A 17,995-nucleotide genomic window follows, 5' to 3' on the forward strand; every position below is an offset into this window, starting at 1 on the left:
CTAATTTAGCTTTAGCTCAACTAAGACGGCCGTTACTTTATAAAGCCAGGGGCATAAAAACTACTGAGGCCACAAACAATAGTGCATTAAAAAGCCGGCTATTTTATAAAATAGCCGGCTCTTAGCCAGTTCTTTATATGATTAGTTGCTTATTTTCCTCTTTCTATGTCTTTAGTAACCTCAGGAATGAAAACCAAATAGTCGTAACCTTTTATAATTCTTTCCAGCTTTACATCCGCTACCTTAAGCTTGTTTTTAGAGATTGCTTGTTTCAAGGGTCTTAAATCATAGGCATACCAATTGTCATCATTTACAACGGTTAAGAAAGATTTATATTGATCTAAATCAGCCAAGGTTTTACCTTGTTGCTTTCCGATGAGCATAATGTGTAATGACTTCCGGTAATTTGCCTCTTCAATATTGGAAACCAGGTTGCCAATATCGAATACTTCCATTAAACTCTCTCCTTTAGGCATGTGATTCGCACCAAATTTGAAAAGATTCTTCTTGTCTTTCCATTCAGGAAGTTTATCAAAAACAAGGTGTTTCATGTATTGCACTCTTAAACGATGAATTCGACTTACATATAGTTCTTTGCTTAATTTTAGTGCTTCAAGCTGCTCTTTCTCTTTGGCTGATAAATTCAAAGCGCTCAATGCGTTCATTTTTGCCAGACAATCGTCAGAGAACAAATAGAATGTGGTGTTGTCCTTTGTGTCAAAAGCAGCAGAATTAGCGATCATTTGCTTATAAATTTCTTTTGCTTTAGCATTTTTGGATTGTTTACTCAATTCCGAAAGTAGTAACCGGTCTGAAAATATATTAATTTGATCAGCTCCATATAGTTTGATATTCTGCTGAACTATATTTTTGAATAAATCAAACTCAGATTCACCTTGTAAAAAAGATAAGGCTGAACCTGATTAATTACGAAATTTGTCTAGTTCTGCTGGAGATAAGGAATTAATTTTTGCTGATATGGTGTTGATTGTATATTGATCAATTTCCAGAATATAGTTGTCGAACTTAATATTTTTGATAACCGCGTTTGTGAAGTAAGGGACTTCATTGGTAAAATGTTGCTCGCCCAATAAAACAGAATTGCTTTTGCTCATTTCATCCTGTAAGGTTGTCCAGCCTTTACCTTCGAAAGCGTTGTTATTGTTTTTTTTAAAGGTGGAGTAGTTTTTTTGAATTAAACTATCCATTAATGTGGATTGTGCGTAACTGAAATTGGCAATAAACAGGGTTAGAATTAGTAGTTTGGTTTTCTTCATTTCTTTTTGCTAGAAAGATATAATTTATTAATCATTATTGTCTGGTAAAACTTAAAATCAAAACCTATCTAGCAATCAGGAAGGTTGAAATCTATGAAATGAGGGAGATCATGGGTTAGTACTCACTAAATTTAGCTTCTTTATGTAGTGCTGAAGGGGATAACAGGAATAACTTAATAAAAATACTTTTAATTACATGATCTAACTCTCTCCTATTCACTGTATTGGGATCTCGTCGTGATTTAATGTAATTATAGGATACCATATTATCTGTTAATTCTCCAACAGTTTTAATATCAATCTCTTTCCCCATCTTATGAGCAATTCTTAATCCGAGAAGTGAAAAAGCGATTCCAGATACAGCAATTGTCCCATCAAAAAAGAAAGCCAGAAGAGACAAAAAAAATACAAGTATTAGTACACAAGTCAACCAGACAGGTGGAGATAATAGAAATAGCTGCATGTCAAGTATATCTTCTAACATTTTCACTTTCCTAATTCTATTTTTACGCGGTATGATGTTCTCAATAAGGGTTTCAGGACTTAAATCTAATTTGCTTAGATTGAAAGTATGAGATAATGCTTGATTAAGTTTATAATAAGCTTGTTGACTTGTGCAGTCATCATGGTCTTCAAGTTTAATTTTCTCCTGGATAAGGTTACACAAATCTTGAAAGATTTTAACATTTGCAAGTTCGTCTCCCTGAAACGAAATCTGAAATGATTCTTGAATCGTAATTATAGCATCGGATATATCTTGTAATTCCACATGCTCAAGCAAATCCTCTGATTCAATGTTTGTCTCTACTAGATTAGTATCCATTAATATCTTTGTTTATCAAGTGTTCAATTATCATGATCTAATACAACAAATTTAGCTTTAGCTGAACTAAAACGGCCCTTACTGCTATTTTATAAAATAACCGACTCCTAACCAACTCTTTATATGATTAGTTGACTTATTTCCCTCGTTCAGTAAATCGAGTAACCTCAGGAATGAAAACCAAATAGTCGTAACCCTTTATAATTCTTTCCAGCTCCAAATCCGCTACCTTAAGCTTGTTTTTAGAGATTGCTTGTTTCAAGGGTCTTAAATCATAGGCATACCAATTGTCATCATTTACGACGGTTAAGAAAGATTTATATTGATCTAAATCAGCCAATGTTTCACCTTGTTGCTTTCCGATGAGCATAATGTGCAATGACTTCCGGTAATTTGCCTCTTCAATATTGGAAACCAGGTTACCAACATCGAATACTTCCATTAAACTCTCTCCTTTAGGCATATGATTAGCACCAAATTTGAAAAGATTCTTCTTGTCTTTCCATTCAGGGAGTTTTTCAAAAACCAGGTGTTTCATGAACTGAACTCTTAAAGGATGAATTCGATTTAAATATAGTTCCTTGCTTAATTTTAGTGCTTCAAGCTGCTCTTTCTCGTTGGCTGATAAATTCAGAGCGCTCAATGCGTTCATTTTTGCCTGAAAATCGTTAGAGAACATATAGAATGTGGTGTTGTTTTTTGTGTCATAAGCCGCGGAATTAGCGATCATCTGCTTATAAATTTCTTTTGCTTTAGCATTTTTGGATTGTTTACTCAATTCCGAAAGCAGTAACCGATCTGAAAATATACTAATTTGCTCAGCTCCAAATAGTTTTATATTCTGCTGAACTATGTTTTTGAATAAATCAAACTCAGATTCACCTCGTAAAAAAGAGAAAGCTGAACTTGATTCATTACGGAATTTGTCCAGTTCAGCTGGAGATAAAGATTTAATTTTGGTTGATATTGTGTTGGTTGTATATGGATCTATTTCCAGAATATAATTGTCGAACTTAATATTATTGATAACCGCGTTGGTGAAGTAAGGGACTTCATTGCTGAAATGTACCTCGCCCAATAAAACAGAATTGCTTTTGCTCATTTCACCCTGTAAGGTTGTCCAGCCTTTACCTTCGAAAGACTTGTTATTGTTTTTTTTAAAGGTGGAGTAGTTTTTTTGAATTAAACTATCCATTAATGTGGTTTGTGCGTAACTGAAATTGGCAATAAATATGGTAAGAATTATGAGTTTGGTCTTCTTCATTTCTTTTTTCTAGAAAGATATAATTAATTAATCATTATTGTCTGACAAAACTTAAAATCAACCTGTAAAAATAAAAACATATCTAACAATCAGATGTTAGTATACTCCTATTAAAATAGGTGGACAATTCCACAAATAATATCCCCATGGGTACAAGTCATGATATTAGATTATATTACAATTGAGTTACAGGTAAAATAACTGGAAAGACTGCAAATATTTAATATAGAAATCAATGTGGAATGCATGATTACATTATAACTCAAGTAAGAAAAAGTATAAAAAACTAATCCCAATGAGAAGAATAATTTTAACAGCTTTCTTTCTAAGCTTATTGAACGCTTTTAGTTATGGGCAGCAAACAGAAGAATTAACTAAAGGAGGGCTGCAGAAGACAGCGATAGGGTTTTTAACCTGGTATAAAGAGAGAAAAAATCATCTTATGACTTCTCCCCTTGTAGTTGGATTTAATCAGGATTCGATAAAAAAGGATAGCATAGTTAGAATAGATATGCCAGCGATTGAAGAGTATCTTTCAAACTTAAAAAGTTCGAATTATGTATCGGATGTATTCATAGATAATTTGAAAAGGACCTATATAAGTGTTTCCGACACGTTGATTAAATATCCATTAGTTGATTATTTTGGTCCTATACCTGGCCTGGAATCTGATTTAATTTTTGGTTTTGAACCCGAAGCAATTTTAGACCATATTAAGGCGGGGCGTTTTACTAAGATTTATACCATTTATAATAAAGCACTAGTTAAGTTCGATATTTCAGAACTCAATCAGTACATCTTTATAATGACGAAAGTAAACAACAAATGGTTGATTGATTATTTTGGCGTAGATCTAACCAACCTGGAAGTTATGAGCCATAACGATGGAATGCAAAAACCGAGAATTCATCGGCACAAAGAAAGTTACTAAAACAAATTAGTTTTAGTAATGCCATATCAGAAGTAAATGTTCCCTGGTCATTTAATTGATGTTGAGGCGGCATTGAAAAAGGAAAATTAAAGTAATAGGTTCCCTACTTATTTGCTTATTTGCAGTTACAAATATTGCATCTACAAATATGGCGGCTACGAACAATGAATTAGAGAACTGTTTTAAGGATATTATTAAGAAATACAATCCGGATCCTGCTATTTCGACAAAACTGTGGAACGAAATTATTAGCAATTATCTTGGCAAAAATAGGCACTACCATACCATGGAACATCTGCAAAATTTTTACACCCAGCTAAAAAAATGCAAAAACCTTACTACAGATAATGAGCTGTTAATTGTAGCCATGGTTTATCACGATGTGATTTACAATTCAATAGACCATAAGGACGAGGAAAGAAGCGCTGATTTGGCCGTAGAAAGATTAAAGAGCATTGGTTATCCTGAAGCAAAGATTGCCAAGTGTAAAACTTTAATCTTGGCGACTAAAGCACATGCCTTGAGCTCGGATGCGGATACCAATTATTTTAACGATGCAGATATGACCATCCTTGGCTTAGACAAGGATACCTATGAAGCTTATGTTAAGAATGTAAGATTGGAATATGGGAACACGCCACAATTTGACCAGGGAAGAAAGCAGGTTCTTCTGTACTTTTTAGGTATGGACCGCATTTTCAAAACAGATTTCTTTCATAAGATCTACGAACAACCTGCAAGGGTTAACATTGCAGCAGAAATCAGCTCTTTACCATAAAAAAAAACATATTTTGTATTTAAATTAAAAAAACTACATTTGAAACAACTTAACAACTCAAGTACTTTTCAATGATTAGTGAAAATTTAAATTCAGCTTTGGCTATTATAAAAACTCAAGCCATTCTTTCAAAAAAATTTGATAAACTGAATATCCATGGTCTGGGCATGAGTGATTTCATTATACTTTATCTTTTGAAAAATAGCCCCAACAAACAATGTCGAAGAATCGATTTGGCAGTTAAAATGGGTATTACTGCATCTGGAATTACTAGATTACTTGCTCCGATGGAGAAAATAGGTTTGGTCGATCGCCAATCCAATACCAGGGATGCACGAGTAAGCTATGCTGTATTGACGAATGCTGGTGAACGGATTTATGAAGAGGCTAAAATAACTGCCGAAGAAGTTGCCGAAGAAATTTTTTCATCATTGAAAAAGAAAAATCACAGCATACTGATGGAGGTTTTAAATGAGCTGATTGCAAAGTTTAATTAAAATAATACAATGGATAAACAGGTAAAAAAGAAATACAGAGAAGAATTTGAAAACTTGTTGAAAAGAAACACAGAACATTATTAAATTCATTAAAAATGCCAATTGCCAAGCTAAATAAAATTAACCTCTTCTATGATATTATGGGGACTGAAAATTCTGAAACAGTAGTATTGATTTCAGGATTAGGAAGTCAAATGACGAGTTGGAGCAGTTCATTTTGTCAAGAGTTGGTAGATAAAGGGTTTAGGGTTATTCGTTTTGACAATAGAGATTCAGGTTTATCTACTTTTATAGCATCTGGTTCAAATAGTGTGGAAGAACTAATCGGTCTACTGCAACAGGGAAAATATCCAAAAAATTCCTATAAATTGGTGGATATGGCCAATGATGCTATTTCCCTATTGGATGAATTGAAAATCGAAAAAGTACATGTATTGGGTCGTTCTTTAGGTGGTGTGGTTGCTCAAATCATCGCATCAGATTTTCCAGAGCGCATAAAGAGCTTAACCATTATTATGTCAACTTCTTTAAATCCAACTTTACCCCAGACGAAAGCCGAAGTAATGGAGTTAATGCTTCGTCCAATGCCCTGTTTTAGAGAGAAATTGAATTTATATCTAGATCATAAACTGGAATTTGTCAAGGCCATAGCGGGAAGTCGTTTTCCAATTAAGCTGGAGGAAGAAAAGGAAAACATTTTAAAAGACCTGGAAAGGGCGCCATTAGCCAATATTTTAGGCCAAATTTGCGCAATGACATTAACACCCTACGATTTAAATCGATTACAAAAAATCAAAACACCTACGTTAGTCGTTCATGGATCAGAAGACTCCATATTTCCCTTGGCCTGTGGCAAAGACATCGCCAATTCAATCTCGAATGCATGTTTTATGGAAATCGAAGGAATGGGACATTCCCTACCTAATGAATTGAATACTATGGTGATTGATGCTTTCATGAAGAATAATGTAACTCATTGCCCCCCTTCTATCTGAAAAAAAGCACTCGGGTAAAAGACAAATAACATGAACATAACAGATGACAATAACATAGAATACACCATTCAATTTAAACAATATAAAGAGCAGCTTTATATTGTTATAGGCTATCAAATGACGGCATGCTTGCAAAACCTTGCATTAGTTTAGATTTTTTATCCAAAAAATCCAGCAAATCTATAATCATATCCTCCCTTTCATCATCCCTATGATTATTCAGAAAAAGAGATAATTCTCTGCTATAACTAGTTCTACAAAAAATAGAAGAAAAGCAGAACAATCAAAAGATTCACAACAAAGCACCAGATATCCCCTATGATTTTTGGATAAAGGATTTTTTATTCAGGTATTCCTCCGCATCAGGAACAAAGGATTGTGAATTCGAGAATTTTTTGTTTTCATTGGTTTATTTTTTCCTAATAAGACATGCAAATTAAGAATTAATTATAGTAAAATATCTTTATTGTGTGTTGTTTATTGGTAACATACAAACCAGGCTCAGGCTTATCCCCCATTCATAAAATAAAACTTTCTAACCTTGCAAATCATTTTTTTTATTAAATTAGATATAACTTAATGCTACTCAAATGATTATGAATAAAGACGCTCAATCAAAAAATGTGACTTTAAAGTTCACAATCCAACTCATTTAAACTGTACAGGCATAAGGTTCGGTGTCAATTCACATCAAATTAAAGAGATGACTTAACAATAAACGCAATCAACAATGCAAAACCCAAAAGATTTAACCGGTGACTGGCTTTACAGGAGCTTTGTCAGCAATTCAAACCCCGATGATGACCCGAAATTATTTGGGCAGGGTATCCTTAACATTCAGCCATCTGATTTCGGCCATATCCTTGCTGTTTTCGATTTTGGAGCAGGAATGCAACTGAACGTAAAAGGTACAATACACTTTGGAGAGCCTTTTCACCTCAGATTCCAGGGCAAAGGACTGGAAGGAACCTCTACTGCCGACTGGGTATATGATTACAACGGATACCTGGTGCCCGACTGGATGGAAGGCCTAAACCAAATGCCATCTATAGTAGGAAGTGTTATCCGTACGGAGCCGCATGGCCAGGCAAAAGCCGGCGTTGTAGCATCATTTATTATGCTGAAAATGAACTAAAACAATTCAACATGAAATTTATTCTTAAAATAAACGGGTCAGAGTCTGAAAACGCGGCTTATATCGGTTGGACTCCAGTTAAATGTACATTAACCATTGACGGCTATACTGGAGATTCTCCAATGCCCGTGACCATCACTCCAGAACACAGAAATAAAACTGGTAGGATTGATTTATATCTAAATAATTCTGCTAATGAAACACCTATTCAAAAAATCGAACACGATTTTAAAACTAAGAATGAACTAATATTCTATGTCGCTGGCAAATTTGAACATTCTAGTGTACTGGAAAAAGATGTTTTCATTTCTGTGAAATCCGATAACACAGATCTCAAACTGGAGAAAGATATCATGGTTCAGGTCCGAAAGAATGCGAATAAACTTACTGATGATGAAATCAACTTGTTTTTGGAAGCTTTTGTAAGGCTGAATACTGAAAAGACAAAAAAGGAATATCTTGGGAATTACAGCAGAACACCAAGTAAGCTGCTTCATGAGATAGTGCTGATGCATACCTACGATGCCGTCAATGAAATTCATCAGCGGACTTCTTTTCATCCCTGGCATAGAATCTTTAACATGCACTTGGAAAGAGAACTACAGGCAATATTTCCACAGGTGACCATTCCTTATTGGAAATTTGATAAAAAAGCAGAACGGGTATTTACTTCAAAGTTTATAGGAGAAACAGAAAAGTATGACCCAGAAGCACCCCAGGAAATGCAGCCCAAATTTGACAAGATGAACCCATTAGTAAACTATGTTGAAAACACTGTTTGGGGAACTTTAAATAGAGCTTATCAAGATAGAAATCCTGCCAATCAAGATACTTTCGGGCGAGTTAATGGCAAAAGAGACGTATTGACTGAAAAGGAAATTGTTAATGAAGGACCTGATAATTTTGAAGGTTGGTCAGAGCATGAAGAACGTAAATCACACAATTCAGCACATAACGTATTTGCAGGAGATGTTGCCGATGTTGGAAAAGATCCAATTGATCCGTTATTTTTTATGATGCATAGTAACGTTGACCGACTATGGGCAAAATGGCAACACATGTACAATCGTTTTGATGGTCATCAAATGGAGACCTATCCACATCCGGATAAATATGAGGGTAAAAGAGGAGAAGAATGGATTGAAGAATGGAAACAAAATGCAACCCAGGAAGAATTAGACTTTTTCGATGAAAATGGTTTTTACATGCAAACCAACAAGGATATTGGAAATTTTTTGGAAGATACGCTTTGGCCATGGGATTTGGATACCGATGACAGTAGACCTATGAGAAAATACAAACCAGGCGTGGACCCTGAATTTGGAGAAGGGAATATGCCTGAGATTGAAATTGAATTCCCCAAATCGCCTACATCTAATTATCCAAATGGCCCAATAACTGTTAAAAGTACAATTGACTTTCAAGGTCGGCTCAACAATAATACTCCACTGGGTTTTGATTATGATGACATTCCATATTTTGATCAGGATAGAAAACCTTCAACTGAATTTGCAATGGATAATCTAAAAGATGGCGACCTATTACCAAAGGACAATGAAAAGCAATTATGGACATTATCACAATTGAAAAATAATGAAAGTGATTTGAGCGAACGATTAAAAGCAATTGGATCAATTGATGAAACAAGTGAAGTTTTTCTGGACACGATACTTGACATAATAGCTGACTCGGATGCGCCAGTAGATTTAAGAGTTGATCTTATAAATAGAATGGTGGCTGCCAAAAGGGAAAACATATTCTATCCTTCCAGGAAACCTCGTTTTTTTAATATTTTAAGAGGATTAATTGACAACCAAAATAAGAAGCTAAGATTTCAGGCCATCGGTATTTTAACAGCGAACCAAGATTCCGTTGTTCAGAAATTTTTAATCGATGAAATCAATAAAACGGAGAGTGATTTAATTTCAAAATCTGATGCTATTTTCTTTTTAAGGCAAAATCCAAAACCTCAGCATGCAAGCTTGTTCCTTGAGTTGTACAATCAAAGCAAAGACCCAGAGGTAAAAAGGGCTGCCATCGCAGGGCTTGGAAATGATCCAGAGTCGAAGCAACTCCTTATAAAAATTGTGTTAGATGGGGAAGAAGATTTTAAAATAAGAGAAGCTGCTGCTTTATCGCTTCAGCACCTGGATCATGAAAAAATGAATGACCTGGCTGCCGAAATTCTTCTTAAACCTAAAAAGGGTAATGGCATTAAACTATTTAAAAGTGTTAGTCCTACCACGGACGAAGTCGATTTTAAAGCAGGGTTATTAAACATGTTGACATTTACTGGAGATATAAATAGCCTTAAGCAGAACGAGGGCCTAAAGAATTCATTGAATGAATTAGTAGCCACCAAAACCAGTAATAAGGCAAAGTTCCTCAGTTCTGTTGAGTCTGTTAGCGCTGTTCCTTTGGCAGGGCCAACTATCATAGAACAAATGGCGGCTAAACTGTTAAAAAGGCTGGAAGGAAACCACAATGAGTAATGTGCAGTTAACCAGTGACAGTTCCGAAGAAGAAATAGCCAAGGTAATTGACAACATTCGCAGTGGCGGGCTGTCTAGAAACCTCTTGGTTGAACTTCTGTCTGAGCGACATCCTGTGTACAATAGACGACCGGCTTATGAGGCAAATCTCATAAAAGGATATGCACTCGCTTCGTTTGCAGAAGTGGGAATGCCAGATTCAGCCATCAACTTTATTTTGGACGAGTTACAAAACGGCAGAGATGCCTATATAGTAGCCGCTGCCGCAAGGGGCCTTCGGGGTTGCAAAAGGCCCAAGGCTGAATATGTGAATTTTTTAATTCAGGCCCTGCAGAACCTACGCTACAACGACGACAGTCTAGATCTTACAGAGTTTAGGCCTACCTGGCCATTACGCCATCCATCCAGCGGTAAGCTCGAAATTTTCCGTACGTTGAAATGGCTTAAAGGATATGCAAGAGCTGCCTTACCGGAGCTAAAGAGTTTCCTAAAGAATACCATTGATTTTACGCCCGAAATGCGGCAAGAAATTCAATTAACAATCCAGGCTATTGAGGAGGATGAACGGGAGCTGGACTTAAGCTGCTGCGATGTGCAGGGAAAAGTCGACACCCGGACCAAATGGTGGCGTAAAGGCAGGCGTAGCATTAACTCTATTGGTCAGCTGGAAGTCGAAAATGAACTGGGTACAACAATGGCACTGGCGGATGTAATCGGCCAAAAGCCCACAGTCGTAGCATTCTTCTATACCCGCTGTATGAACCCCAATAAATGCACGCTCACCATAAATAAAATGGGATGGCTGCAAAAGGAACTGGTAAAAATGGGCCTGGAAGATGTGGTACGCCTCATTGCCTTCACTTACGATCCCAATTACGACAGCCCTGCTAAAATGCGTGCTTTTGCTGAAAACAGGGGTATAACATTTGGCCCTAATGCGCATGTATTAAGGACACGTCCTGAAGATTTTGCCAGTCTTTCTGATTTCTTCAGCCTGGGTGTAAACCATGTATCATCGACGGTAAATCAACACAGACTTGAATTGTATATTCTGGATCAGGACGGGCGTATCAAAACTACCTATACACGACTGCAATGGGAAGTTGACAAAGTAATTTGTGATCTTAATGAAATCATCAGTAAATCATCAAAGGGCAGATGGCCACTAAAAATCGCTAATACTTTTCAGCAGGTAGTTTTCCCTGTGCTGGTGGCTTTTTTTCCAAAATGTCCCTTTTGCTGGGCTGCATATCTCAGCGCCTTGGGCGTTTCAGGTTTCCAGACTATTCCATATAGCCCATGGATAGCGCCGCTGATAGTGCTGATTATGATTTTTAACCTAGCAATACTTTATAGGAATTCAAAAATCAGGAATGGATTGATACCCTTCTGGATAAGCCTTGCAGGTGTCATATTGGTAAGCTCAGGATATTTATTTACAATAAAAGCCATCGCCATTCCGGGCATTATATTGATTTTTACTGGGGCAATATTAAATAGCCTTTCATCTAAGCACTGGTCGAAAGTTTGTTTTCTGGCCACATCAATCTCTCATAAACTGACAGGCGCAATACTATTCAATAAAATAGAAATGAAAAAGTAAAATTAAATGAATGAATCGGATAAAAAAATACCATAAGAAAACCTCCATGGGAAACAGCATAAACAGGGAGTAAAGACTGCTTTCCCAAAAAAGGTTTAAAAATTTTTAATTAAACAGACATAACAAATGTTTCTGCGTCAATGGTAAATGACCTTGATTTATACTCATTGGCTACATTTGTCAGCAGGTTATCAACAAAGTAATAATCGATCTGTATGCTTTTCTTATTAATTGTAGCGATGAAATAGCCATGGCTTTTAATATCTCCATAGACTAAATGAGGGTTAATCTCCTTGTTATGCAGCATATTTTCAAATGCAATGATTTCCGATTCAGAACGTCTGTCAGCATTCTTGGAAGTGATAGAAGGTGTGAGCAGTTCCCATGCCAGCGGCCGCTGCTGATGGCTTTTGGTATACTCCATAAACTTCTCCTCTTTATGTACCGCCAACACAAAAGACTCATGATGATCACCCGTAAGAAAAATGGTATTGCCTACTTTTTCCCTTTCCAGCATGTCCAATATTTTGGTTCTTTCATAGGGATAACCTAACCACCAATCGTTATATTTTGGCAACTTGAAACCTTTAGCGACTGCATAACCCGAAAACATGACCTGGTTTCCGATCAATTTCCAGGTTGCCTTGCTATTTTTCAACTCATTAGCCAACCAGCCGTATTGACTCTCTCCAATGATGCTCCGCTCTCCCCCATTAAAACCAGGCTGGGTGTTTTCCATTTGTTGCGTACGGTCGCTGCTTCTTTCATCCATCAGATAAAGGGAGATGTCATCGCCAATTTCAAATTTCCGGCGAACTTCAGTGGCATTTTTTGCTCTGATTGGCATCCACTCCAGATAGGCTTGTATGGCTGCTTTTTTCCTTAGTTCCCAACTTCCCTCGTTTGACTGATGATTTTTGGCGCCATTTTGATAGGCATCATTTGCCAATTCATGGTCATCCCAAATCAGATAAAAAGGTTTTTTAGCATGTAAATGCTGCAGATCCGCGTCTGTCCTGTAACAGGCATACCTGGTTCTGTAATCCTGTAGCGTGAAGACTTCATTTCTTGGCTCATTGATTCGGCCAGATGCCGGGTTTCCATATTCGCCAGCGGCATATTCATAAATATAATCCCCTAGATGGAGTACCAAATCTACTTCAGGTTTTTGAGCTAGAAAGCGGAATGAATTAAAATACCCATCCTCCCAGTTGTTACAGCTAACTACGGCCATTCTAAAATCTGCACCATTCAATGCCGCTGGCAAAGTTTTCGTCTCTCCGACCGCAGAAATGGCAGCTTGATATAAGAACCGATAATAGTATTTACATCCTGCTTTTAACCCTTTTACATCCACTTTTGCGGTATAATCGGTATGCGCTGAGATTTCAACCCTACCCTTTTTCAGGATGTTTAAAAACCGGGGATCCTCAGACAGTTCCCAACGCAAGGTAGTGCCAGGATAATTTCCAGCGCTTACCCTTGTCCAAATTATTACCCGATCCTGCAAGGGATCGCCTGAGGCAACCCCATGCAGAAAATAATTCGCTCTAAACTCAACATGCGCTGCCATCAGCCTTGACATAGGAACAAGCAGGGCTGCTGATAACACGAATTTTCTTCTGGATATTTTCATTTGTAATGGTTAAAACTGGTATTCAAATATGTCTTTATAAGCATTGTATACCGGATGATCTGTGGTGTATTCTTTTACCACAAGTGTCGTATTTGCCTTTGAGGCATTTTCATCTAATTTAAGGTTCGTAGAACCTGTCAGCGTATAATAAGTACTGATTCCGCTAAAAGCAAAAGTTAGGTTTTTTGCATGCGTTGGCTTGATATACCTCATGATACCTATGTTATTAAATACTTCCAATGGCCTTACAGATTGATAAGAATTTTCCTTTGCCAGCATTCTAAAATGCTTTAGACCAGTAACTGGCGAAAGGTATATCTGTGCTAATTCATTATAGAACCGCTTACCATAATTGTCCATTTTGAGGTGGTACATGTTTACCTTCAAATAACGATCCCCTGGTACGGAGGCCATCTGTGAAACATATTTCGCTACCGGATTAAATGAAGTATCCCAGGCATCGCCCTGAACAGCGGAGCTATCAGGTTGACCAGCCACATAATTACCTGCGGGAGAAACTGGAATAGGCGTAAAATAACTGCTGAAATGCAGGTCATCATAATTTAAGGAATTGGTGCTGTGCATCGCCCTTACAGCGCTATGAAAATCTGCCTGATTTGTATTATTGGCATAGATCAGGTCGAAATATTTGTTGAATGAAGTCATGAGTTCTGCATGTCCATTTATCAGCATCCCAGACTGTACCCAATCCTTAGCTGTCGGAATCCCATTGGTTCCATGATCATCCACATTCCCAGTTGTACCGAACACAGTGTTTAATACATCGCCGCTATCTCCGGTATAATGGCTTACCGTCATGTATTTTGCATGCATCTGCTGATAAGCTTCAGTACCCCAGCTTACTTTCCGCATCCTCAGGTAGTCCTTTACCTTTTTTGTTGGGTCGGTTGTACAAGGATCTTCCATGTAACCATTGATGTAATTATACACGCTTTCAGAAACATCAAACTGATAAACGAAATCTACCTGAACCTGGTTCAAAGCAGCCTTTACGATAGAATAAATCAATTTTTCGGAGCTTTCAGCACCATGGTCATTACCTTTAACAAAGCCATATGAGGCATCTGCCGGATTAAAACCTACGTAAGAATTAAAGCCAATTTTATACATCGCAAACTTGACCTTTACATCAGTCTCCGGATGTGCATTTTTATAGGAAATGGCCCGGTTTAACAAGTCCCCATATTTAAAGATGGGACTGTTTTTCGTGTCTCCCACATTGCGGGAATAAGCCTTGACCCTAACCGATCGACCATCGTAATCGAAAGTACTTTCAGTGGATATAGCAGCAAGCTGAGCGCCTGAGGACAGTGCAGAAAGGTATTGACTTGCCTTGATTGTTAAATTGGCAGCCTCTTTTTCTTGAGTAGGCGACTGGTTTTTAGTCAACTCAGTATGATCCTTACAGCCAACTGCAAAAGCAATGGCCACAACTGCAGTGTAGATAAAAAGTCTTTTCATAAAATTTAATTTATAGTGCTATATTTTTGTTAGAAAGTCCAGTTTACCCCCACACGCCCCCTTGCAGAATAATATTCCACCTGTTCCGGTCTGCTTTTTACACCATGATAATAGCGAAGTGCTGCATTGGTCAGGTTATTTGCATCGAGGAACAAAGTGATGTTCTTTGGGAAATTATAAGAGGTATTAAGGTCAAGGTGGAAATCTTTATCCTGGTAACGGTCTGCAGCACTATTGTCGCGCACTTCTACGAGAAAAGCCTGACGGTAATTGGCGGCAATACGCAAAGAAAAACGATCCTTTTCATAAAACAGGGCTGCATTGATGATGTTCGGCGACTGGTTTAACAAACCAATCTTTTCATCCGGACGGTCACTAATCGTAGTTTCAGATTTGGTATAGGTATAGTTCAAATTAATACCCAATCCACTCAGTATGCCTGGAAGGAAAGTGAATTTCTGGTTATAACCAAGCTCAATTCCATACAGTTTAGCATTATCAGAGTTTAAAGGCTGTGATACCTTGTAGCTTGCAGTGGTACCATCTACCGTCTGACTCTGGTTAAAAGATTGGGTGTACACTGCATCTTTGATTTGCTTATAGAACAAACCTCCGGTTAAATAACTCGTATTGCTTAAATAGTAACTGCCAATCAAGTCATAGTTCCAGGAGAAAGTTGGACGTAAATTCGGGTTCCCGAGGGTCACCGTTAGCGTATTTGGATTTACCCTTGTCGTTGGACTGATTTCATTAAAAGAAGGTCTTGCAAAAGTACGGGTAACTGCTGCACGTAGATCCGTCTTATCATTTGGCTTATAGATAAAATGTAACATCGGAAGAACAGCAGGCACGCTTTTACTACCCGACACAGGGCTTACCTTTTTGGTAATGTCATTATAAATATAACTGTTAGACACATCTGAAGTATGCTCAAAGCGCATTCCTCCAACGATTTTCCAATTTGCGTTCAGGTCCCATTCGCCCATGGCATATCCTGCACTTACTTTTTCCGTTGCATCATAATTACCTGTAGCATAAGAGGAATTAGTTGCGTCGTTTAAGGTATAAGTTAAGTTTGCTCCAACAGATGAAATGCTGTAAGGATTGATAAAAGATTGTGCAGTAGGATAATCAAATTTCAGGTTATCATAAGTATTATTCAGCTCAGGAAACCAGTTCTTTGCAGGAAAGGCCTCTTTTTCCCATAATCCCAGGTATGCTTTTGGAGCAGTGCTTTTATAGACCCATGTGGCATAACGATAATCATAGGTACTGGTTTTATGTCTGAATTTCCCTCCAAATTTCAAGAGCAGGTTGTTTAATAGCTGATACTTAAAATCTACGGCAGCCACCTTATCATTTTCAGTCACATTACGGATAGAGGTCACAAATCTATCCAGGTAATAATTGTCGGCACTGTAAGGTGTAGCGGCCGAGAAATGTGTTTGTACATTGTTAGGATCATCACCTTCATAACCTGCAGGCCCATCCCCTTTCAGGAACTTATAATCTTTTCCATCTACATTTACCATATTATCATATTTCAGCGTCTGCACCCAGTTGCCATAATAATAGCCGCGTAAATCCTTTGTAGCAGAAGAAGGCCCTTTATAACCCGCCCATGATTTATACCAGGCAGCACGTGCATTCATGCTCAACTTTGTACCTAGAGCCGACTCGATGCCTGCTTCCCCGCCATAATTCTTAAAATAGTAGTCTACCACATTCCATCTTAATACCGCATTGTTTGTTGCGCGATCAAAATAGTGCATGGTTTTTCTGTTTCGCTCATTGTCCAGCAGTTCTGTATAATACCCTCTGGCATATACTTTAGTACCAGGTGCAAGGCGATAATCTACTGCACCATTCAAACCTTTATTGGTTCTGGTTCCCTGATAATTTCTCACATCAAGGCTGTTCACATTGTGAAGCAAATTCCCATAGCCTACCTCATAATCATCGGTACCATAGGTACGCTGATTGATCGTCCCCAGCACCAGAAATCCGAATTTATCGTTTAGCAAACGGTCTCCATACAACAGACTTCCGTTATAACCGAGTTTGTCCTTTGGCCTTTCAGCATAAGGCAAAGCACCCATGATGCGAAATGTTCTTTTCTCTGGAGAAGTTCGTGGAATGAAGTTAATTGTACCACCGATTGCATCTCCTTCATATTCCGGAGTGATTGCTTTGATGACCTGTATGTATTGAATAAACTCCGATGGCAATAAATCCATTGGAACGGTGCGGTTACCCAACAGATCGCCTGATGTTTTTGCTGCAGGCATACGATCTCCGTTAATGGTGGTAGAACTCCATTGAGATGGTGTACCCCTTACAGTTACATAACGTCCTTCTCCCTGATCCCGGTCTATACTCACACCAGGGATCCGCTGTACAGCCTCTGCAGCATTGATGTCTGGAAGTTTACCAACTGCATCCGCACTGGCAACATCCATAATGGCGCTAGAATTTCTTCGCATGGCGATGGCTTTACGTTCTCCGGAACTGTACATTCCCTGAATTTCTACCTGCTGTAAATCTCCATTTGGGCTAAGATTTATACTGTTTAAATTAATCGTCTTACCATTGATCATGTTAATCAAAGTATCCACTTTGCGGTAACCTACCATTGAAATGGAGATTTTATGTGGTCCTTCGGGCAATGACATGGAAAATGTTCCGTCGAGCCCTGATAGTTTCTGTATTTTTAGCTCAGCAACGCTGATGGTAGCGAAGGCAATCGGATTGCTGCCCTCAACAATAGTCCCCCTCAATGTACCCTGAGCATAAGAAATGCTTAAACACAGGAAAAACATAGCAATTGTTAGATAATAGTGTCTCATAGTCCTTAGTGATTAGAAAGAAATTGATTTTTGATCTGATCATTAAAGAACTTGCCCATTGCTGGCAGTAGAAAGCCCAAGCCTTGTTGGTTTTGTTTAGCGTAGAAGTTGTCCATACGTTTGAGTTTATGATTAAACATTGTTTAGCAAAACTAAACTTTGTTTACAACCAGAAAACTACCTCCGTATTAAGTTTATATTAAATTAAGCCCATGAGGAGCTCATCTATCCCATCA

At 37.8% G+C, this 17,995-nt stretch carries 14 protein-coding genes; 7 read left to right on the forward strand and 7 right to left on the reverse strand.

The window, feature by feature from the left end:
• Positions 1-149: 149 nt before the first annotated feature.
• The 4 genes from R2S10_RS04185 to R2S10_RS04200 form a co-directional block, all read right to left on the reverse strand.
• A complete protein-coding gene (locus R2S10_RS04185) occupies positions 150-791 on the reverse strand; it encodes a hypothetical protein (protein WP_316839186.1) in 642 nt (213 codons plus the stop codon).
• Between the two features lie 132 nt (positions 792-923).
• On the reverse strand, positions 924-1,277 hold the full coding sequence (locus R2S10_RS04190) for a hypothetical protein (protein ID WP_316839187.1): 354 nt from the start codon (positions 1,275-1,277) through the stop codon (positions 924-926).
• A gap of 115 nt (positions 1,278-1,392) precedes the next feature.
• On the reverse strand, positions 1,393-2,100 hold the full coding sequence (locus R2S10_RS04195; protein WP_316839188.1) for a hypothetical protein: 708 nt from the start codon (positions 2,098-2,100) through the stop codon (positions 1,393-1,395).
• Positions 2,101-2,236: 136 nt separating this feature from the next.
• The gene (locus R2S10_RS04200; protein WP_316839189.1) at positions 2,237-3,364 is read right to left on the reverse strand and encodes a hypothetical protein; all 1,128 of its coding nucleotides are present in this window, start codon (positions 3,362-3,364) and stop codon (positions 2,237-2,239) included.
• Positions 3,365-3,659: 295 nt separating this feature from the next.
• Here R2S10_RS04200 and R2S10_RS04205 point away from each other — a divergent pair, with 295 nt between their 5' ends.
• From R2S10_RS04205 to R2S10_RS04235, 7 genes are all read left to right on the forward strand, one after another.
• Positions 3,660-4,295, forward strand: a complete 636-nt coding sequence (locus R2S10_RS04205; RefSeq protein ID WP_316839190.1) for a hypothetical protein — start codon at positions 3,660-3,662, stop codon at positions 4,293-4,295.
• Between the two features lie 148 nt (positions 4,296-4,443).
• Complete coding sequence (locus R2S10_RS04210; RefSeq protein WP_316839191.1) at positions 4,444-5,073, forward strand: hypothetical protein; 630 nt, start codon at positions 4,444-4,446, stop codon at positions 5,071-5,073.
• A gap of 71 nt (positions 5,074-5,144) precedes the next feature.
• Entirely contained in the window at positions 5,145-5,570 is a 426-nt protein-coding gene (locus tag R2S10_RS04215) for a MarR family winged helix-turn-helix transcriptional regulator (RefSeq protein ID WP_316839192.1), read from the forward strand.
• 95 nt (positions 5,571-5,665) lie between these two features.
• Positions 5,666-6,565, forward strand: a complete 900-nt coding sequence (locus tag R2S10_RS04220) for an alpha/beta hydrolase (protein ID WP_316839193.1) — start codon at positions 5,666-5,668, stop codon at positions 6,563-6,565.
• Positions 6,566-7,295: 730 nt separating this feature from the next.
• Positions 7,296-7,700: a hypothetical protein gene (locus R2S10_RS04225; protein WP_316839194.1), complete on the forward strand. Its 405-nt coding sequence runs from the start codon at positions 7,296-7,298 to the stop codon at positions 7,698-7,700.
• An 11-nt stretch (positions 7,701-7,711) separates the two neighbouring features.
• Positions 7,712-10,192, forward strand: a complete 2,481-nt coding sequence (locus R2S10_RS04230; protein ID WP_316839195.1) for a tyrosinase family protein — start codon at positions 7,712-7,714, stop codon at positions 10,190-10,192.
• On the forward strand, positions 10,185-11,795 hold the full coding sequence (locus R2S10_RS04235; protein ID WP_316839196.1) for an SCO family protein: 1,611 nt from the start codon (positions 10,185-10,187) through the stop codon (positions 11,793-11,795). Before R2S10_RS04230 ends, R2S10_RS04235 begins: the two co-directional genes overlap by 8 nt.
• Before the next feature lie 109 nt (positions 11,796-11,904).
• Here R2S10_RS04235 and R2S10_RS04240 read toward each other — a convergent pair whose 3' ends face one another.
• Genes R2S10_RS04240 through R2S10_RS04250 form a run of 3 tightly spaced genes read right to left on the reverse strand, consistent with a single transcriptional unit; the run spans position 11,905 to position 17,759 of the window.
• Positions 11,905-13,431, reverse strand: coding sequence for an alkaline phosphatase D family protein (locus tag R2S10_RS04240; RefSeq protein ID WP_316839197.1), 1,527 nt, complete (start codon positions 13,429-13,431; stop codon positions 11,905-11,907).
• A 9-nt stretch (positions 13,432-13,440) separates the two neighbouring features.
• Complete coding sequence (locus R2S10_RS04245; RefSeq protein WP_316839198.1) at positions 13,441-14,913, reverse strand: hypothetical protein; 1,473 nt, start codon at positions 14,911-14,913, stop codon at positions 13,441-13,443.
• 29 nt (positions 14,914-14,942) lie between these two features.
• The gene (locus R2S10_RS04250) at positions 14,943-17,759 is read right to left on the reverse strand and encodes a TonB-dependent receptor (RefSeq protein WP_316839199.1); all 2,817 of its coding nucleotides are present in this window, start codon (positions 17,757-17,759) and stop codon (positions 14,943-14,945) included.
• Positions 17,760-17,995 lie beyond the last annotated feature (236 nt).

Source organism: Pedobacter gandavensis (assembly GCF_032678745.1).
GTDB lineage: Bacteria > Bacteroidota > Bacteroidia > Sphingobacteriales > Sphingobacteriaceae > Pedobacter > Pedobacter gandavensis_C.